This is a genomic window from Enterocloster sp. 210928-DFI.2.20 (assembly GCF_020554465.1).
Taxonomy (GTDB): domain Bacteria; phylum Bacillota; class Clostridia; order Lachnospirales; family Lachnospiraceae; genus Enterocloster; species Enterocloster bolteae.
On the sequence record NZ_JAJCHK010000001.1, the window covers coordinates 241,236 to 259,533 of the forward strand.

Below are 18,298 nucleotides of genomic sequence, written 5' to 3' on the forward strand. Positions count from 1 at the left end.
GGAAGGAACGGAACGATATGAACAAGGCATCAGCTAACATTCGTTTTTATAAAAATGAAAACGGTCCTGTCATCGGAGTTACCGTAAGGCCGGTAATTGAAAAAGACGGGCTGTATTTCAGGGACCTGACAGGGGATGGGAGGCTGGCTCCCTATAAGGATTGGCGCAACACTCCCGCCGTGAGGGCGGCTTCCCTGGCGGCAGAGTTATCTGCTGACGAAAAAATCGGCATGCTGTTTGTCAATTCCTGGAAAATGGGAATTTACCAGGAGGACAGGACAAAGGTAGATGAAAGCGGTCTTCTCAACGAGGAAATTGTGGAGCAGGACGAGTCTATCTTTAATGTGGAAAAGACTTACGGAACCACATACACATTAAAAGAAATGGGTATACGTCATTTCATCCTGCGTCAGAATCCGGGGCCGGGAGAGCTGGCGGACTGGATTAACCAGCTTAACATGGTGGCAGAGGGAACCGGCCATGCCCTGCCTGTGATGGTCCTTTCCAATTCCAGGAATGAGCACGGGGAAATTGTGTTCGGCATGAACGATGCGGCAGGCGTGTTTGCCGCCTGGCCCGGGACCTTGGGAATCGCGGCAGCTGTCAGGGGCAGCGGACCGGAACTCATAGACAGCTTTGCAGAGTGTATCCGGAGGGAATGGGATGCAGTGGGAATGAAAAAGGGGTATATGTATATGGCCGATGTCATGACAGACCCCAGATGGCAGAGGTCCTATGGAACCTTTGGTGAGGATCCGGGGCTTGTGTGCACCATCATGGAGCGTCTGATTCCCGGCATACAGGGGAGCAGCCGGGGCGTGACAAGAGACGGAGTCGCTGTCACCATCAAGCATTTCCCGGGAGGCGGAGCCAGGGAAAACGGATTCGACCCCCACTATGTCCAGGGACAGTGGAATGTGTACCAGACAGAGGACAGCCTGCGCACATACCATCTGCCCGCTTTCCGCACAGCTATAGAGAAAAAGGCTTCCTCCATTATGCCATATTACGCTAAACCGTCAGCTGCCAAGAGCAGGCCCCAGTATGGTCCGGGCGGAGAGGTCATGGAGATGGAGCCGGTAGGATTTGCGTTTAACAGGTCTTTCATACAGGGGCTTCTGCGGGAACAGATGGGATTTGAGGGATATGTGAACAGCGACTCCGGCATCTCCAACAAGATGGCCTGGGGGGTGGAGGAGCTGGATGTGCCTTCCAGAATCGCGCTGGCTGTCAATACCGGAGTGGATATCATCAGCGGGTCCTTGGATGTATTTTCCGCCAGGGAAGCATATGAGCGCGGCAGGAACGGATATTACACGGCCCAGGGCCATCCGGTGCCCCAGGGGTACCGGGCCGGTGATCTGGTGCTGACCGATGAGGCTCTGACAAGGGCGGTGACCAGGACCCTGAAGGAAAAGTTTGAACTGGGCATGTTCGACAACCCATACCGTGACCCTGAGACAGCAAAGCAGGTGGTAGCCACAAAGAAACACTGGGAGGACGCTTACCGGGTGCATCAGCAGTCCGTGGTGCTCTTAAAAAACAAAGAGGGCCTGATTCCCCTGGATAGGGAGAAGACAGCAGGCAGGAAGGTATATGTGGAATGCTTTGGCTGCGAAGCGGAGGCTGCAGCCAGGGAAACGGACGCGGTCAGAACGTCCTTTGCAGGAAGGTTTCAGGCGGAGCTGACAGAGGATTACAGGGAAGCTGATTTCGCTATTCTGTTTATCCGTCCAAGCTCAGGCGAATACTTCCATTCCACCAAGGGGTATCTGGAACTGGATATCTGTGAGAACAAGCAGGTGCGGGATGTGGACAGCCAGGGCCGCCCGGCTGATTCCTTCCACCAGGAGACCACTCTGCCGGGGGCAGGGAGAATCCGGGAAATTTACGAGTCCCTTCACAGCAGGGGGGGAAAGGTGATTTCCAATATTAATTTCACCCTGGCCTGGGAAGTGGGGAACGTGGAACCCTGTGCGGACGCCCTTCTGGCAGGATTTGACACCTATACGGACGCGGTTTTGGACGTCATCATGGGAAGGTGTGTGCCCACGGGCAGGATGCCCATTACCCTTCCAAGGAACGACAGCGTTATCCGGGTGGACCGGGACGGCATATGCATATCCCGCAACGACGTGCCTGGGTACCACAAGGACAAATACATGCCGGAGTCCATGAAGGATGAAAATGGAAAGGCTTATGCCTACCGGGACAGCGAGGGGAATTACTATGAGCTGGACTTTGGACTGACGCTGGAATAGAAAAGGTGAATTGGCATATTTGCACAAAAAGGAAAATAAAATTAGTGCACAATTAAGCGCGTGTCACTGGTGATGCAGGCATTAACTGAGAGAGGACATTGGAGACAGTGTTCTTAACAGTTAGTGCCTTATTTGTGTCTGGACAGCCAGGGGGTGCGGTAGGACGAAAAAGACAAGAGAGAAGGAACATGAAAGACAGGATTTTTGGTGTTCTTCAGAGAGGGGGACGCAGCTTCACGGCTTCCCATCGCAGCGCTGACCGGTATTACAGCCCATTGTGCTTTCCTTCCTATCGCAACAGCGGCAGGTTTCCGGTCAGTTTATTAACCAATTTTTTGGCGCCGCAGATGCCCACCCCAAAGTACTGGAAGCTGTCGCCGTCTGTCTGGGCGGCTTTTGATGTGAATTCGTCGTAGTCATTGCAGCTCTGCGCCACATTGGAAAAATCCACTACTGTCAGCTCTGAAAAGCTGGGTTCATAAAGCTTAAGCCTCAGCTCTTTTAATTTTTCCTTACTTGCCTTCAGAATGGGAACCGGAATCGCGATAATGCCCAGATGGGACCTTCCGTTCCGGTCGGATACATCCGGCCCCACTGTTTCGGGGAGTTTTTTTCCCAGGGTGATTCCCATGATCCCGGCTGTATTGGCTATGATGCCGGTGGGCAGCTCCTCGTCGATTACCATTACACATTTTTCATTTTGGTGGTCCATATCTTTGGTTCTCCTTTTTTCGTGGTTTTCTGTTCGGATAAAAACAATCCGGCCAGTGTCATGATAATTCCCAATGCAGCCGGTATTGTTACCGGTTCTTTTAATATAAGGGCCGAAGTCAGGGTGGTGATGACCGGCACCATATAGATGTATACGCTGGTCTTTACGGGGCCCAGTATCTTTACGCCTGTGTTCCAGGTCACGAAGCACAGTGCAGATGCGCCCAGCCCCAGGAATAAAAGATTCAGGATATTTTTCATGTCAGTAAACTGAGCCGGTGTCACGTAAAAGTCCATGAAGGCCAGAGCCGGCACCATAAATAGAATTCCGTAAAAAAAGGTCCTTCTGGTACTCTGGACAGTGCCGTGGCCCAATGCGCTGATTTTTTTTGTGAGGGTGGAATACACGGCCCATATGACTGCGGCAGCCACGGCCAATAAATCTCCTGTGGGGTTAAGGGATAAAGCGGCCTCATTGCCAAAGCTAATCAGGCTGATGCCTGCCATGGCCAGCAGAAATCCGGCAAAGAACCGGAAGCGTGGTCTCTCTCCTCCCAGGAACATCCAGCCCAAGATGGCAGTAAAGAAAGGTGCAATGGAGATGATGACGCCCACGTTGGATGCCAGGGTATAGGTGAGGGCGATGTTTTCCAGGAGATAGTACATGGTAACACCGCAGAACCCCGCCGCTGCATAGAGTCCCTCCTGCCGGGCGGATGTAAGGCGCAGGGAACGGGGGCAGGCCAGCCACAGCGCCAGATATCCCATGACAAACCGGATGAACAGGATTTCCACAGGGCTGAATGTCCGAAGCAGGACTTTGGTGGATATGAAGGTGGTTCCCCATATGAGGATGGTGACAAATGCGGCCAGATGGCCTGCGGCGGTACGGTTATGATTCATGATAATGCTCCTTTTGTTCTTCATCAGGTTCTGATAGGAATATTTTCTGATACTGTCTGGGGGTGAGCCCGATAAACTCCTTAAAGAAGTTGGTGAAATGGCTCTGATCTGAAAATCCGGCCATGGCCGCTGCTTCCACAGGAGGCATGCCCTGTTCAAGGAATTTTTTGGCCTTGTCCAGGCGGATCGTCTGGAGGTATCGGTAGGGAGAAACGCCCACCTGCTTTGTAAAAGAGCGCAGCAGATAGGATTTTCCAAAGGTGGTCATGGACAGCAGCTCATCCAGGCTTATATTTTCTGAAAAATGGTCCTCCATGTAGGTGCACAGGTTTTGGATCCGGTCATCGGGCCTGGATATATCCTCTTCCTTAAATGGGGCGGCATATTCCTGGAGCACCTGCTCCAGAAGAAAGAACAGGGCTTCTTCTTTTTCAAGCCTTGTGGCCCGCCGCAATATGGCTCCGTACAGGGCGGATACGGACTGGGTTATGTCGCTGCGGTACACCACATTCCGGGTAAAGCGGGGCGTAAATTCCCGGCCTGTGATTTCCCTTACCGCCTGCTCCATGACAGAGGGATCGATGTTGACCGCACGGTAGTCCAACGGTTCCCCGTCTATGGGCGCGCAGTAATGGTTGTCCCTGGGATTAAAGAGAATCAAATCCCCGGCGCTGACATCATACTCTTTGTTACGGCTCCAGAGATGTCTTTTTCCGCCCTCCACAAAGCCTATGACGTAATATTCATGGAAATGATTGGGGAATTTCTGTACAACCCCGCTCAGATTGTAGGCTTCTATTTTAAGGTCTTTATCATAATAGACCCGGCGCTGTTCCTGCTCCTGTATCATTTTGCTGCTCCTTTTAAACTGCTTTTCTGCTATTTTAACACAATGAGAAGGGAAAATCTTGCAAGATATGACACCAGAATGGATTGAATTTAGCCGCTGCATTTTGTTTTTTGGAAATACAGGCGCAAAAAAAGATGAACAGCTTCACATGGCGTCATGTGTTCTATTCATCTTTTGCCGTCTCTTTTACTATTTTCAAAATATCATTGGGCGTGCAGTCCAGACAAGCGCACATTTTGGCAAGAATGGTAAGGTCAACGCGGGAAACCTTGTTCTTGCAGTAATTATTGAACTGAGTCCGCTGCAGGCCGCATTCTTCACACACAAAGTTTTTACTTTTATGTTTTTCTTTTAGCAGACGCTCCAAATCAATCTCAATATGCATTCCGTCCCCGCCTTTCTGTATAAGCTCCAGATAAGTATATCTCCGGATGTATTGAAATATAAGCTGTATTAAAGTACAATATGTATAATAATACAGGTAGGGGACGAAGCGGAATGAGAAAAAGACGGATGCATGCATCACTGATTCTGATGGCTCTTTGTATATATCTGCAGTGGGGAAGGGGCGTGTCGGTGAGGAATACCATATCCTCCTCCCGGGATGGAAAGAGGACAGAACACATAACCATTGTTGCGAATAAGCTGTACATAGGAGATAAGGAGGCATTTGCCGGGGATATGATTGAGACGTGTATCAACAATGAATTCCGTGATGTGCGGTTCAGCTATGACATGGGATATCCGGTGGAAATCACTATGGATATCTATACCAATGATACGGCCAGGCGGCTGGGACTCAGATGCTGTGAGGTACGGTATGCCCAGGCGGAAGAGGACCGGTACCGGTATAATGTGAAGGATGACAGGGAACGGTTTGTGATGACGGTGAAGTGAAAGGAGAAATAAAAAGCCCGGATTATTATAAGAGATAAAATACCCGGGCTTTCCTCCAGCAACTCTGCTGTCTCCTCCGGGGAAAGTCCTTTTTTCATTTTCTTCATGACCAGAGATACGAGCTTGGTCATTTCTCCCTTTTCAATTCCATCCTCCATAAGCATCTGTCCGAGCAGGGTCATATTAATCTTCTCCTTTACTTTCCTTAATTCTGTTTTGTCGAGAAATTTGATGGCCAGGGCATAAAACATGGCTTCCATGCGGCGAAGGTTTTCCTTTGATACAGCTACATGGTCTGATTGAAGAATATCAATTAATTTTTATCCGCGTTCCGGTCCTTGATACGGATTACCTGGATGCGGTATACATTGATGCCGGTGACGAGTTCCTGTTTAATTCGCCTGACATGGGAAGTACATAGAACTGTGGTAATAACAGGGCAGTTATATATCAGGCTTAAGTAAGCTTCGTATTCCCTGAAACGCCGCAGATCCCTGGAAGTAATGCTGTCACTTTCAAACTCCAGATGCCGCAGGGAGCCGTCTTCCATCATATAGTTAAAATCTTCTTCCATCCTGCGAAGTTCAAGGTGAATCTGTTCTGTGGGAACAAGGCCGGTAATCCGACCCCTGACACCCAGGTATGGAAGAAGATCCTGACCAAAAAACATGGCAGCTGTTTTTAGGACTTTATCCTCCAGCTGATTGGGGGTATCCTGTATTTGATGGTTAGGGGGTAACGTGTGTTGCTGCATGAGCCTCCTTTTCCGGTAAACATTAAGGAAGCTATTCCTATTATAATCCCTTTTTATATGCCGGACAATAGCCATGTATAGGTTGTGTGGATAATGAAAATGAAATAATTAGGATAAGCGTTTGAATATAAAAATAAATGGTAAGATGTTCAGATGTTAAGATAACACCAATGAAGTGGTGGGAAACAGACAAAGGGTATAACGGAATGTATTCCTAATGTACCTGGTTGGTGAGTCTGCTATTGTCTGGTAGTTCTAATATAGCATCCGTGACCGGGAGAAGCAGGTATAAAAACATTTTTACAAACCCTGCAAAAAAATATTTTCTCAAACCCGCAGAAAATCTGCACCATCAAAGGATTCTGTGCTACAATCAGACTGTAAAAAAGAGGAAGAGGGCATGACGGTGATTGAATTCTTAAAAGAGGAAAAGATAAACAGCAGCTTAATTGAAGGAATTATGGAATTCAGGGCTTCCCATCCTGTCAGGGAGGAGGACCGGGGCAGGATACCCGTGCCCAGGTACCTGTATTATGGAAGGGACGTATGGGAGCAGGCCGTTGCAGCTCTTTTGTGCGGACAGAATCTGCTTCTCACAGGGCCGAAGGCAACGGGAAAGAACATACTGGCCCAGAATCTGGCGGCAGCGTTTGGCAGGCCGGTTTGGGACATCTCCCTTCACGTTAACATGGATGCGTCCGGCCTGATAGGAACAGATACATTTGAAAACGGAGCCGTTGTGTTCCGTCCGGGACCGGTGTACCGCTGCGGAATCAGCGGGGGTTTTGGCGTACTGGATGAAATCAACATGGCCAGAAATGAGGCACTGGCCGTGCTCCATGGAATTCTGGATTTCAGGCGGACCATAGATGTGCCGGGCTACGATGTGGTGCGTATGGACGAGGGAACCCGGTTCATCGCCACCATGAACTACGGGTATGCAGGCACCAGGGAGTTAAATGAGGCCCTGACCTCCAGATTTTCCTGTCTGCAGATGCCGGCTATAACCGGGGAAAACCTGGAAAAGCTCATAGACCGGGAGTATCCCGGCCTTAAGAGGACATATGCCAGGCAGTTTGTCCAGCTGTTCCTGGATATAGAGAGAAAATGCCAAAGCGCCCAGCTCTCCACCCGCCCCCTGGACCTCAGGGGACTGTTGGATGCTGTCCGGCTCATGGAGCGGGGGCTGGATGCGGGAGCCGCCCTGGATATGGGACTTACCAACAAGTCCTTTGACCCCTATGAACAGACCCTGGTCCGGGATTTAATCAGGGCAAGGATTCCTAAAAAACTGGAAAGGGAGAAGCTGTTTGCAGACTGATATTAAAATGCAGGAATATGACGGGGAGGAGCGGCGGGCCCTCAACATGATATGGACTGCGGCAAAGGACCACTCCTTCCGGCCGGAATTCATGGCTTTTGACCGGTACGGAAGGGCAGACCTTTATCTCAACAGTATTATCGGTTATGTCCACAGATGGTATGACGGCGGGAAAGTGTCGGAAATGTTCGGGGCATTTCAGGGCACGGCGCTCCAGGATATCTATGATACCATATTCTGGCTTGGCCTGGAGTGCGGCGCCTATGAGAAGGAGCGGGAAGGGCGGCCTGGGTTGGAGGAGCTGCGCAGGGAATACTGGGCCCAGGTATTGGAGGAATCCAAATGGTCGGCTCAGGAAAAGCTGGTCCAGTCCCTTCAGACGGGCTGGGGCAGGATGGTTCTGGGAGAGAAGCCCGGGGTGACGCCCTGGGAGCGGGGGATTTTGTCCGGCCTGTCCTTTGACGGGTCTGCCGACACCGATGAAATCATGGAGCGCGTTTCCGGCATACTGTGGGAATATTTCCGGTTTGACTGCCGTTCAGAACAAAAGAGAAAAGAAAACAGAAAACGGATTAAAAGCATAATTAGGCCCTTCCGCTTTGTCCGGCCTGCCCACGGCGTGATTGTCAGGAATACACTGAATGAGCATGGACAGGATTCCACTGAATCCGGTGATGACCAATGTGAAAAATCCGGAAAGGCCCATAAAAAGCCTTCTGATGCAGCCAAGGGCTTTTGCTTCTGGCTGGAGGCATCCTCGAAACGGAGGGAGGAGGCGGTCCGCTCCTATATAGACGCCTGCTATGGTATTTCCATGTATGCAGAGCAGCAGAATCAGGCTATCTGCCATATGCTCTGCACGGGATGCCACAGCACATGCAGCCTCCATTTTACAAGGGGAGAGAAATTCCTGCAGGTCCCGGACCGCGGGGAATCGGCCAGACAGCTGTGGGAGGCGCGGCAGCAGAGAAAAAAGAACAGGGAACAGTTTGAAGCCAACAGGCCGGAGTATGAGAACAGCATACGGCGCCTGATGGAACGGATTCAGAATACCCTTCTGGTGGATTTGCAGCCTGTACCCGAAAAAAGCCGGCAGGGAAAAATGATGGGGGAGGCAGTCTGGCGGGCTGTGTATCTGGAAGATGACCGTGTGTTTTTGAAAAATTCAGAGGAAGAACGGCAGAATGTTTCCGTGGATTTGATGCTGGACGCGTCTGCGTCACGGATGGGGCATGAAGCCGTTATAGCGGCGCAGGGATATGTGATTGCCGAGAGCCTTACCCGCTGCGGGATACCGGTCCAGGTGTATTCCTTTTCCACCATTCAGAATTACACGGTGATGCGCCTGTTTCGCGGATATGAGGAGAAGGAGAAAAACAGAGGAATTCTTGACTATGTGGCAGCCGGATGGAACCGGGATGGTCTGGCCCTCAGGGCAGCGGGCCATCTGGCAGGACAGTCCTCCTGCGAGAAACGCCTGCTCATTGTGCTGACAGATGCCAGCCCCAATGACGAACAAAGGATGGCTCCTGTTTCGGGTGCTGTGCGGGGGAAGGAGTATTCGGGGGATGCAGGCATTGAGGACGCGGCCATGGAGGTGCGGCAGCTTAAAAAGCAGGGAATCAGGGTCATGGCTGTATTCTACGGCCTGGACAGCGACCTGGAAGGCGCCAGGAAGATTTACGGAAGCGGTTTTGTCAGGATCAAGGAGATGGGGCAGCTTGCGGATACGGTTGGAAATTTGCTGACCAGCCAGCTGCGGTCCGGCCGGTAGCAGCAGAATCATAAGGAGGGGATATCCCGGAGCCGGACAGGCTTTCAGGATATCCCTGTTTTTCTCCATTATGGTATGACAAGAACCTGCCCCACGTAAATCAGGTTGGGGTTTGCTATTGCGTTGGTAAATACCAGATCTGATACGCTGGTGCCAAAACGGTCTGCAATGGCCCAGAGGGTGTCGCCGCTTTTCACCCGGTATATGATGGCGCCGGGAATATCCGGAATCTCCAGAATCTGTCCCCTGTAAATTATATTCGGATTGGAGATATGGTTTAATGCAGCCAGCCGGTCAACGGTGGTGCCGAATCGTTTGGAGATGCTCCATAGGGTATCGCCGCCCTGCACTTTATAGGTGAGAAGGACTCCTATATCGCCGGGATTTGGTTCAGGCTGGGGTGTCCGGGAGATAATAAACATGGAATCCTTAAAGAAATCCATGTCCACATCGCCGTTTACTCCCGGTACCCGTCCCCTGTCCGAGTACTGGAAACCGTCCCAGGAATCCCATGGGCCCGTGCTCTCCGGCTGGTTTACATCGTAGTCAGCCACCCACAGGGGGTAGGAGGAAAAGTCACTGCTCCACAGGTAGGCGGCGTTGTAGGAGTCTGTATATAGGGCTGGATCATATCCCAGGAGGCTGCCCAGGGTTTCCATGAAAGACAGTCCGATGGCATTGATTTCCTGGGTGCTCAGACCTGGGAACGATTCAAAATCCATGGCCGGGCAGCAGTCAATCTGCTTGTCCCGTATCAGGGAATAGAAAAATTCTGCCTGCTGCCTGGCCTGGAAGGTGTCGGCGGCAGTCACATAGTGATAGTATCCGATGTTCAGGCCTGCATCCAGGGCTTTCTCATAGTTGGACTGGAAATAGGGATCCACATATTCCAATCCCACACCGGCCCGTATATAGACCACCTGGATACCGGCAGCCCGGACTGCCTGGAAATCAATATCGCCCTGCCAGCTGCTGACATCCATGCCCTGGTACAGGCGGGAAGCCGCAAATGCAGGAGAGCACATGAAGCACACGGCAAAGATAAGGGACAGGATGATACCTGCTGCGCCCCGTAAATGTTTCATTGTCAATCCTCCTTAAAGGTAGAGTGTTAATCGGTACAATATACTATATGAAGAAATGAAAACAGCGGTGACAGGCCAGGGGGAATGTGCTAGAATGAAGGCAGCAATACGTGGAAAGGAAGATAATAATGAAAGAAAATAAATATGACAATGATATATTTTTTGAAAAGTACAGCCAGATGGAGCGTTCTAAAAAAGGACTGTCCGGAGCAGGAGAGTGGGAGACGCTTAAGGCGCTGCTGCCTGATTTTCAGGGACAGCGCCTTCTGGATCTGGGCTGCGGTTATGGCTGGCACTGTATCTATGCCATGGAACACGGAGCGGTTTCTGCCGTGGGTGTGGATATTTCCGGTAAGATGCTGGAGGTGGCCAGGGAAAAGACCGAGGATTCCAGGGTACGGTATGTGGAGTGTGCCATGGAGGACATTGATTTCCCGGATGAATCCTTTGACGTGGTGCTCAGCTCCCTGGCATTTCACTATGTGGAAAGCTTCAGCCAGGTGGTGGATAAAGTGAGGGATTCGCTGGCTCCCGGTGGATATTTCGTGTTTTCCGTGGAGCATCCCGTATTTACTGCCTACGGAAGCCAGGATTGGTACTACGATGAAAATGGAAACATCCTCCATTTTCCTGTGGATAATTATTACTATGAGGGGAAGCGCAAGGCTGTGTTCCTGGGAGAAGAAGTGGTTAAGTACCACAGAACCCTGACCACTTACCTCAATACCCTTCTGACCCATGGCTTTGAACTCAGCCAGGTGGTGGAGCCGCAGCCGCCGGATAGTATGCTTCATATTCCCGGTATGCTGGATGAAATGCGAAGACCCATGATGCTGATTGTGTCGGCCAGGAAACGTTCCTGACAGGGACGTCAGGGGCCTCCGGTTTAAAACTGAGATAAGGAGTATATCAATGAAATCACTTGTAATAGCAGAAAAGCCTTCTGTTGCCCGGGACATTGCCCGGGTTCTTAAGTGCGGGAAAAATATAAACGGCGCCATTGAAGGGGATCGTTACGTGGTAACCTGGGGGCTGGGCCATCTGGTGACCCTGGCTGACCCCGAGGATTACGATAAGAAGTATAAGGAATGGAAGATGGAGGACCTTCCCATGATGCCTGAGGTATTTAAACTTGAGGTCATCAAGCAGACCTCAAAGCAGTACCAGGCTGTGAAAACCCAGATTTACCGGGGGGATGTGGGGGACATTATCATTGCCACGGATGCAGGAAGGGAAGGAGAGCTGGTGGCCCGGCTGATTCTGAAAAAGACAGGGTGCAATAAACCTATCCGGCGTCTGTGGATATCATCCGTGACTGATAAGGCTATCAGGGAGGGATTTGCCAACCTGAAGGACGGAAGGGAATACAATAACCTGTATGACGCAGCCATGTGCAGGGCAGAGGCGGACTGGCTGGTGGGCATCAACGCCACCAGGGCCCTGACCTGCAAATACAATGCCCAGCTTTCCTGCGGCCGTGTCCAGACCCCGACTCTGGCCATGATAGCAAAACGGGAGGCGCAGATACGCGCGTTTGTGCTCCAGTCATACTTTGGGCTTCAGGCCAGAAAGGAGGGGCTGGTCCTTACATGGCAGGATGCAGGGACAGGCAGCCACCGTTCCTTTGACCGCGGCCGGATGGAGGGACTGGCTCAGGAGCTTAAGGGGGAGACAGCTGTTGTGGCTGAGGTAAAGCGGACGCCTAAAAAGACGCAGCCGCCCCTTCTCTATGACCTGACGGAGCTGCAGCGGGATGCCAATAAGCGGTTTAATTATTCTGCCAAGGATACGCTGAACATTATGCAGCGCCTCTATGAGAACCATAAAGTCCTGACCTATCCCAGAACCGATTCCAGGTATCTGAGCGCGGATATTGTCCCCACCCTTAAGGAGCGTCTGAAGGCGTGTTCCGTCGGCCCCTATAAGATGCTGGCCGGAAGGCTGGTGAACCAGCCCCTGCCGGCGAAACCATTCTTTGTGGACAACAGCAAAGTTTCCGACCATCATGCCATCATTCCCACGGAACAATATGTGCAGATGGACCATATGACCATTGATGAACGCCGGATTTATGATTTGGTGGTGCGCAGGTTCCTGGCTGTTTTGTATCCACCCTTTGAATATGACGAGACCAGCCTGGAAGCAAATATCCGGGGCCAGCGGTTCATTGCAAAGGGAAGGATAGTAAAGGGCCAGGGCTGGAAGGCTGCTTATGACACGGCTGTGGATGACGGGGAAGAGGAGGATGAGCCGGAGGTAAAGGACCAGCAGCTGCCGGATCTGAAAAAGGGGGATGTGTTACATGGCCTGTCCCTTAAGATGACAGAGGGTAAGACAAAACCGCCTGCCCCGTTTAATGAAGCAACCCTGCTCTCCGCCATGGAAAATCCTGTGGCGTACATGGAAACAAAGGATAAGGCCATGGCAAAGACCCTGGGGGAGACCGGCGGTCTGGGAACCGTTGCCACCAGGGCGGATATAATAGAAAAACTGTTTTCCAGCTTTCTGCTTGAAAAGCGGGGCAAGGATATCTGCCTCACGTCCAAGGCCAGACAGCTCCTGGAGCTGGTGCCTGAGGACCTGAAGAAGCCGGAGCTGACAGCGGACTGGGAGATGAAGCTGTCGGGCATTGCAAAGGGAAGCCTGAAAAGAGGCGCGTTCATGAAGGACATCAGAGGATATTCCCAGGAACTGATCCGCCAGATTAAGACAGGTGAGGGTTCGTTCCGCCATGACAACCTGACCAACACAAAGTGCCCGGTGTGCGGAAAGCGGATGCTGGCTGTAAAGGGAAAGAATACGGAGATGCTGGTGTGCCAGGACCGGGAATGCGGCCACCGGGAGGTCATTTCACGCACCTCCAATGCCAGATGCCCTGTCTGCCATAAAAAGATGGAGCTTAAGGGCAAGGGGGATGCCCAGATATTTGTGTGCAGGTGCGGTCATAAGGAGAAGCTGAAGGCCTTTGAGGAGCGCAGGAAAAAGGAAGGCGCCGGAGTGACCAAAAAGGACGTGGCCCGATACCTGAACCAGCAGAAAAAGGAAGCAGAGGAGCCTGTCAACAATGCATTTGCCAAGGCGCTGGCAGGGCTCAATCTGAAGGATAAGGGCTGATGGAAAAGCGACGGTAAAATGATTGTAAAATAAAAAAATTCTTGACAAGAAAGTTAGCTGATGCTAATCTATATATGCAGTTAGGGATATCTAATTCCTGTGGGGAACAGGAAACAGAGGCGCCTGGCTGCATATTTTAGAAAATGTGGGTTAGCTTTAACTTACTTAAGAAATAGAGCTGAAGCAACGTCTAAAGGGCAGAAGCAATGCCTGACAGCAAAGTAAAGGAGCTGAGTGATATGCCGTGGAAACAAAGAGAGGAGTCCGGCACGTGGCAGAAGGAGCGGGTCATCCAGGAACTGAGGAGCCAGGGGAAACGTATGACAAAACAGCGTATGATCCTTCTGGATGTCATACTGAGCGGAAAGTGGAACTGCTGTAAAGAAATATATTACGAGGCGGCTAAGCGCGATGCGGCCATTGGTATGGCAACCGTGTACCGCATGGTATCTACTCTGGAAGAAATCGGCGTATTCAGCAGATGCTACCGCTACAGCCTGCCGGACCGTCCCTGCGTGGAGGAACAGGCCGGGGATTGGATGGATTAGATACAGAACAATACATATGGCAGAGGAGACATGCACGGTCAGGCGCATGATTCCTCTGTCTTTTTTGTCCGACATAAATGAAGAAATATATAAAAAGACGGGAATGGCTTGACATTCAACCTTATTCAACCCCTACAATAAACCTGTAAGGAGGTGTGTATATGACAATCAAAGAGGTAGAGACCCTGACTGGAATCACAAAAGCCAATATCAGGTTTTACGAGAAGGAAGGTCTTTTAGCTCCGGGCCGGAGTTCCAATAATTACAGGGAGTACAGTGAGGATGATGTGGAACATCTGAGAAAGATACGAATTTTCCGCATCATGGGATTTTCAGTGGCCCAGATTCGCCAGCTGGCAGACCAGCCTCAGAGGGCAGCGGTTCTCATGGAAGCGCGGGCAGGACAGATACAAAAGGAAGTTAAGGAGCTGGAGCGCGTCAGACAAGTGTGTCTGGAGGTCAGGGATTCAGGGTGGAGGTTTGACACACTGGACCCGCAACTGCTGGAAATGAAATTGGAATGGGAAAAGAAAGGAAAGGATATCATGAAAAAGGACAGGATTGACAGGCTGTGCAAGGCAAGGGATATGGCATACTTATTTTGTTTTCTGTGCATTGTATCCATGATTATGTTTCCAATTAACCAGGTTTTGGGAATAAGACTGCCGGAGAAATTCATTCAGATCTGGCGCCTTGTCATAACCATTTCACCGTTTCCGGCTCTGCTCCTGGGAGCTGCCGCAGCGGGAAAGGCGCGCTGGCAGGTGCCTGATTTGAACCGGATTCTGCCGGACAGCGGAAAGCCGTTTATGAAAAAGGAGAGGGACAGGGGGAAGCTGTATGAAAGAGTCTGCTTTCTGAACCAGATCGGGCTCACCTCTCTGGTACTAATTCCCTTGAATAAGGCGCTGGGTATTCAGCTGCCCTTGTGGGTGACATGTGGATGGATGGCTGTGATAGCAGGTCTGGCCATAGCTGTTATGGTGCTTAAAAACAGAGGGTAGGGTGAAACAGGACGGCTTTTCAGATGGCTTTGCCCCATAAAAGCATGGTTGCGTGAAACCGGAAAAGGGTGGTATACTGTCTGTTAGAACTATTTATGGAAACTGCTGGAAAGGGAGTACTGGGAGCTATGGAACGAGAAGTCAGTCTGGAGGATATATCCGACGGGAAATTATATGGTATCAATGATATGGTGAGGGCTGACAGCGGCGGATGTGAAGGCTGTTCTGCCTGCTGCCGCGGTATGGGGTCATCCATCATACTGGACCCTCTGGATATGTTCCGCCTTTCGGGGAACCTTGGGATGACACCAGAACAGCTTCTGTCTGGCCCACTTGAGGTGAATATGGTGGACGGCATTATCCTGCCCAATATCCGGATGACAGGCCGGGATGAGGCCTGTTCCTTCCTGAACGGAGAGGGCAGGTGCGGTATCCATTCTTACAGGCCTGGGTTCTGCCGTCTCTTCCCGCTGGGAAGACTGTATGAGAACCGGTCCTTCAGCTACTTCCTTCAGGTCCATGAGTGTCCTAAGGATAACAGAAGCAAGGTAAAGGTCCGCAAGTGGATTGATACCCCGGATGTAAAGCTGTATGAGAAATTTGTAAATGACTGGCATTATTTTCTCAAGGATCTGGAACATGGACTGGAAGAAAATGGAAGCCTGGACATCAGGAGAACGGTGGTTATGTATGTGCTGAATCAGTTTTACATAACTCCTTATAACAGCGGGGAAGAGTTCTATCCGCAGTTTTACAGGAGGATTACAGAGGCTTCTGAGTTTGCGGCACGTTCCGGAATCAAAACCAGCCTTTAAAAGCAGTTTTCGGATATCAACCAATGGACAGGAGGAAGATTCATATGGAATTAGATGCAGTATTGAGGGAAAGAAGAAGCATGAGAAAGTACCAGCCGGACAGGAAAGTGAGCCGTGAACAGGTGGAGGAGATCCTTAAGGCAGCCACCCTTGCGCCGTCCTGGAAGAATTCCCAGACAGCCAGATACTATGTGGTTATGTCAGATGACATGCTCAAAAAGGTAAAGGAAACCTGCCTTCCGGCCTTTAACCAGACAAACAGCAAGGATGCGCCTGTACTGATTGTGGCCGCCTTTGTTAAGAACCGCTCAGGATATGAAAATGACGGAACCCCTTCCAATGAGCTGGGAAACGGATGGGGCTGCTACGATTTGGGGATGCATAACCAGAACCTTCTGCTGAAGGCAAAGGATTTGGGCCTGGACACCCTGGTCATGGGAATCAGGGATGCTGGTAAGCTGAGGGAACTGCTCTCCATTGGGGAGGACCAGGATGTGGCGGCGGTCATTGCCCTTGGATATGGCGCGGCCGACCCTCAGATGCCAAAGCGCTGTACGGTCCGGGAGATTGCCAGATTCTATTAATCAGCGCGGAGGTAAGGCATGGACAGGATTACGAGAGTATCCATAGTAGGAATGGGTGCGTTGGGTGTATTGTACGGGGATTTCTTTGCAAGGACCCTGGGGCTGGAGCAGGTGACATTCCTGGCAGACAGGGACCGGGTGGAACGTTACCGGGATACCACGGTATACTGTAACGGAAGAGGATGGAAATTCGCGGTCTGTCCGGGAGATGAAGCGGACCCCGGAGGACCGGCCCAGCTTCTTATATTTGCCGTGAAAGCCACTGCGCTTGAGGCGTCTGTCCCCATGGTCAGGAATCAGGTGGGAAAGGATACCGTGATTCTTTCCGTACTCAATGGAATTACCAGTGAAGCCGTCATAGGAAACATACTGGGAATGGAGCACGTGCTGTACTGCGTGGCCCAGGGAATGGATGCAGTGAAGATGGGAAATGAGCTGACCTATTCCCATATGGGACAGATATGTATAGGGATTCCCCAACATGAACCGCAGAAAGAGGCAATGCTGGAGGCGGTCACAGAGCTGTTTGAGCGGACAGGACTTCCCTATACCAGGGAGCCGGATATCCTGCGCAGGCTCTGGTGCAAATGGATGCTGAATGTGGGGGTGAACCAGGCTGTCATGGTGGAGGAAGGGACTTATGGAACCGTACAAAGGCCGGGACCGGCCAGACAGATGATGAAGGCAGCCATGGCTGAAGTAGTGGAGCTGGCCGGAAGAGAGGGAATCCGGGTGACCATGGAGGATTTGGACGCCTATGTTGACCTGATTGACAGTCTGAACCCTGATGGTATGCCCTCTATGCGGCAGGATGGATTGGCCCGCAGGCCCTCGGAAGTGGAATTTTTTGCGGGCACCGTGATTCGCCGGGCAGAGGCGGCCGGCCTGGATGTGCCGGTGAACAGGGAGCTGTACCGGAGGATTAAGGGGATGGAGAGCGGATACCCAGTGTGATTTGCGCTGCTCCATCAGAGGAAATGTGTGCATGGAAACAAGAAAAGCCGGAAAGCGAAATTCGTTTTCCGGCCATTTTTTCACCCCTAGGGTTCAAAATACCCCTTCACCACCTCAGCGATCCCCTCAGCCAATGCCCCATGGTTCTTTGCGTCCATGTGGAGCTGGTCAATGCTGCTGGGACCGGCCAGGGATGCGGCATCCAGGAAAAGACAGCCCTCAGCTTTTGCCAGCTCCTGATAGAGGGGCGCAAGGGCCATTGATTTACCGGGTGCGGTTTCATCAAAACTGACATAGGGACAGTGTTCCATGTCATTTCCTATATGGATAGGGGATATCACCAGAATCTTAGGCTTCTTATAGCCTTCCCCGTAATCAAATCCCTGTACCGTGTGACACAGGTTTTCCATTCCCTTTGTTATAACCCTGGGCGAGGCATGAAAGTGGGCCTTGCAGTCATTGGTGCCCAGGAACAGAATGACCAGGTCCAGCGGTTTGTGGCTCTGGAGTGCCATTGGAAGGGCCTGGATGCCGCATCGTCCGGGCTCCAGCGGGTCATCCCATACCGTGGTGCGTCCGCCCATGCCTTCCTCAATCACATAATACTCAGGCCCCAGCAGAACCTGAAGCCGTCCGGGCCAGCGGGTATTCCAGGAATGGCGTCCTCCTTTGGGATTGGTCCCGAATGTGTTGGAGTCGCCGAAGCAGAGAATATTTATCATA

At 51.4% G+C, this 18,298-nt stretch carries 17 protein-coding genes and 1 pseudogene; 11 read left to right on the forward strand and 7 right to left on the reverse strand.

All coding sequences use genetic code 11. The annotated features are described in order from the left end of the window. Nucleotides 1-17: 17 nt before the first annotated feature. Complete coding sequence (locus LI015_RS01075) at nt 18-2,261, forward strand: glycoside hydrolase family 3 protein (protein WP_227123774.1); 2,244 nt, start codon at nt 18-20, stop codon at nt 2,259-2,261. Nucleotides 2,262-2,550: 289 nt separating this feature from the next. On the opposite strand, the gene LI015_RS01080 is transcribed toward LI015_RS01075, so the two are convergent. From LI015_RS01080 to LI015_RS01095, 4 genes are all read right to left on the reverse strand, one after another. Next, nucleotides 2,551-2,973, reverse strand: a complete 423-nt coding sequence (locus LI015_RS01080; protein ID WP_002571786.1) for a DUF2000 domain-containing protein — start codon at nt 2,971-2,973, stop codon at nt 2,551-2,553. After that, nucleotides 2,946-3,875: a DMT family transporter gene (locus tag LI015_RS01085; RefSeq protein ID WP_227123776.1), complete on the reverse strand. Its 930-nt coding sequence runs from the start codon at nt 3,873-3,875 to the stop codon at nt 2,946-2,948. The genes LI015_RS01080 and LI015_RS01085 overlap by 28 nt, the downstream gene beginning before the upstream one ends. Continuing rightward, the gene (locus tag LI015_RS01090; protein ID WP_002567860.1) at nt 3,865-4,725 is read right to left on the reverse strand and encodes an AraC family ligand binding domain-containing protein; all 861 of its coding nucleotides are present in this window, start codon (nt 4,723-4,725) and stop codon (nt 3,865-3,867) included. Before LI015_RS01090 ends, LI015_RS01085 begins: the two co-directional genes overlap by 11 nt. 163 nt (nt 4,726-4,888) lie before the next feature. Further along, entirely contained in the window at nt 4,889-5,110 is a 222-nt protein-coding gene (locus LI015_RS01095; RefSeq protein WP_002567859.1) for a helix-turn-helix domain-containing protein, read from the reverse strand. Between the two features lie 113 nt (nt 5,111-5,223). On the opposite strand from LI015_RS01095, the gene LI015_RS01100 reads away from it, so the two are divergent. Beyond that, nucleotides 5,224-5,622: a hypothetical protein gene (locus LI015_RS01100; RefSeq protein WP_002567858.1), complete on the forward strand. Its 399-nt coding sequence runs from the start codon at nt 5,224-5,226 to the stop codon at nt 5,620-5,622. Between the two features lie 134 nt (nt 5,623-5,756). On the opposite strand, the pseudogene LI015_RS28500 reads toward LI015_RS01100, so the two are convergent. Beyond that, a pseudogene (locus LI015_RS28500) lies at nt 5,757-6,376 on the reverse strand (hypothetical protein); the annotation flags it as partial. A gap of 400 nt (nt 6,377-6,776) precedes the next feature. Between LI015_RS28500 and LI015_RS01110 the strand changes: the two are divergent. Together LI015_RS01110 and LI015_RS01115 are read left to right on the forward strand one after the other, a co-directional pair. After that, nucleotides 6,777-7,697: an AAA family ATPase gene (locus tag LI015_RS01110; RefSeq protein ID WP_002567855.1), complete on the forward strand. Its 921-nt coding sequence runs from the start codon at nt 6,777-6,779 to the stop codon at nt 7,695-7,697. Further along, nucleotides 7,687-9,471 carry a cobaltochelatase CobT-related protein gene (locus tag LI015_RS01115; protein WP_002571789.1) on the forward strand — a complete coding sequence of 595 codons (1,785 nt, stop codon included), beginning with the start codon at nt 7,687-7,689 and terminating at the stop codon, nt 9,469-9,471. Before LI015_RS01110 ends, LI015_RS01115 begins: the two co-directional genes overlap by 11 nt. 68 nt (nt 9,472-9,539) lie before the next feature. Here the strand turns inward: LI015_RS01115 and LI015_RS01120 are convergent, their stop codons facing one another. Further along, nucleotides 9,540-10,556, reverse strand: coding sequence for a GH25 family lysozyme (locus tag LI015_RS01120; RefSeq protein ID WP_227123778.1), 1,017 nt, complete (start codon nt 10,554-10,556; stop codon nt 9,540-9,542). Nucleotides 10,557-10,684: 128 nt separating this feature from the next. Here LI015_RS01120 and LI015_RS01125 point away from each other — a divergent pair, with 128 nt between their 5' ends. From LI015_RS01125 to LI015_RS01155, 7 genes are all read left to right on the forward strand, one after another. Then, nucleotides 10,685-11,419, forward strand: a complete 735-nt coding sequence (locus LI015_RS01125; protein WP_002567852.1) for a class I SAM-dependent methyltransferase — start codon at nt 10,685-10,687, stop codon at nt 11,417-11,419. Between the two features lie 49 nt (nt 11,420-11,468). After that, the gene (locus LI015_RS01130) at nt 11,469-13,670 is read left to right on the forward strand and encodes a DNA topoisomerase III (protein WP_227123780.1); all 2,202 of its coding nucleotides are present in this window, start codon (nt 11,469-11,471) and stop codon (nt 13,668-13,670) included. A gap of 239 nt (nt 13,671-13,909) precedes the next feature. After that, on the forward strand, nt 13,910-14,218 hold the full coding sequence (locus tag LI015_RS01135; RefSeq protein ID WP_002567850.1) for a transcriptional repressor: 309 nt from the start codon (nt 13,910-13,912) through the stop codon (nt 14,216-14,218). Between the two features lie 161 nt (nt 14,219-14,379). Further along, the gene (locus tag LI015_RS01140) at nt 14,380-15,222 is read left to right on the forward strand and encodes a MerR family transcriptional regulator (RefSeq protein ID WP_002567849.1); all 843 of its coding nucleotides are present in this window, start codon (nt 14,380-14,382) and stop codon (nt 15,220-15,222) included. Nucleotides 15,223-15,350: 128 nt separating this feature from the next. Beyond that, complete coding sequence (locus LI015_RS01145; protein ID WP_002571793.1) at nt 15,351-16,037, forward strand: YkgJ family cysteine cluster protein; 687 nt, start codon at nt 15,351-15,353, stop codon at nt 16,035-16,037. A gap of 44 nt (nt 16,038-16,081) precedes the next feature. After that, on the forward strand, nt 16,082-16,621 hold the full coding sequence (locus tag LI015_RS01150; RefSeq protein WP_002577790.1) for a nitroreductase family protein: 540 nt from the start codon (nt 16,082-16,084) through the stop codon (nt 16,619-16,621). 18 nt (nt 16,622-16,639) lie between these two features. Next, on the forward strand, nt 16,640-17,575 hold the full coding sequence (locus LI015_RS01155) for a ketopantoate reductase family protein (protein ID WP_002571795.1): 936 nt from the start codon (nt 16,640-16,642) through the stop codon (nt 17,573-17,575). An 86-nt stretch (nt 17,576-17,661) separates the two neighbouring features. Here the strand turns inward: LI015_RS01155 and LI015_RS01160 are convergent, their stop codons facing one another. Next, nucleotides 17,662-18,297: an SGNH/GDSL hydrolase family protein gene (locus tag LI015_RS01160; protein WP_002567838.1), complete on the reverse strand. Its 636-nt coding sequence runs from the start codon at nt 18,295-18,297 to the stop codon at nt 17,662-17,664. Nucleotide 18,298: the final 1 nt, after the last annotated feature.

Coding starts and splice junctions, on each gene's coding strand:
- LI015_RS01075 (WP_227123774.1), top strand. CDS start 18: ATGAACAAGGCATCAGCTAACATTCGTTTTTATAAAAATGAAAACGGT.
- LI015_RS01080 (WP_002571786.1), bottom strand. CDS start 2,973: ATGGACCACCAAAATGAAAAATGTGTAATGGTAATCGACGAGGAGCTG.
- LI015_RS01085 (WP_227123776.1), bottom strand. CDS start 3,875: ATGAATCATAACCGTACCGCCGCAGGCCATCTGGCCGCATTTGTCACC.
- LI015_RS01090 (WP_002567860.1), bottom strand. CDS start 4,725: ATGATACAGGAGCAGGAACAGCGCCGGGTCTATTATGATAAAGACCTT.
- LI015_RS01095 (WP_002567859.1), bottom strand. CDS start 5,110: ATGCATATTGAGATTGATTTGGAGCGTCTGCTAAAAGAAAAACATAAA.
- LI015_RS01100 (WP_002567858.1), top strand. CDS start 5,224: ATGAGAAAAAGACGGATGCATGCATCACTGATTCTGATGGCTCTTTGT.
- LI015_RS01110 (WP_002567855.1), top strand. CDS start 6,777: ATGACGGTGATTGAATTCTTAAAAGAGGAAAAGATAAACAGCAGCTTA.
- LI015_RS01120 (WP_227123778.1), bottom strand. CDS start 10,556: ATGAAACATTTACGGGGCGCAGCAGGTATCATCCTGTCCCTTATCTTT.
- LI015_RS01125 (WP_002567852.1), top strand. CDS start 10,685: ATGAAAGAAAATAAATATGACAATGATATATTTTTTGAAAAGTACAGC.
- LI015_RS01130 (WP_227123780.1), top strand. CDS start 11,469: ATGAAATCACTTGTAATAGCAGAAAAGCCTTCTGTTGCCCGGGACATT.
- LI015_RS01135 (WP_002567850.1), top strand. CDS start 13,910: ATGCCGTGGAAACAAAGAGAGGAGTCCGGCACGTGGCAGAAGGAGCGG.
- LI015_RS01140 (WP_002567849.1), top strand. CDS start 14,380: ATGACAATCAAAGAGGTAGAGACCCTGACTGGAATCACAAAAGCCAAT.
- LI015_RS01145 (WP_002571793.1), top strand. CDS start 15,351: ATGGAACGAGAAGTCAGTCTGGAGGATATATCCGACGGGAAATTATAT.
- LI015_RS01150 (WP_002577790.1), top strand. CDS start 16,082: ATGGAATTAGATGCAGTATTGAGGGAAAGAAGAAGCATGAGAAAGTAC.
- LI015_RS01155 (WP_002571795.1), top strand. CDS start 16,640: ATGGACAGGATTACGAGAGTATCCATAGTAGGAATGGGTGCGTTGGGT.
- LI015_RS01160 (WP_002567838.1), bottom strand. CDS start 18,297: ATGATAAATATTCTCTGCTTCGGCGACTCCAACACATTCGGGACCAAT.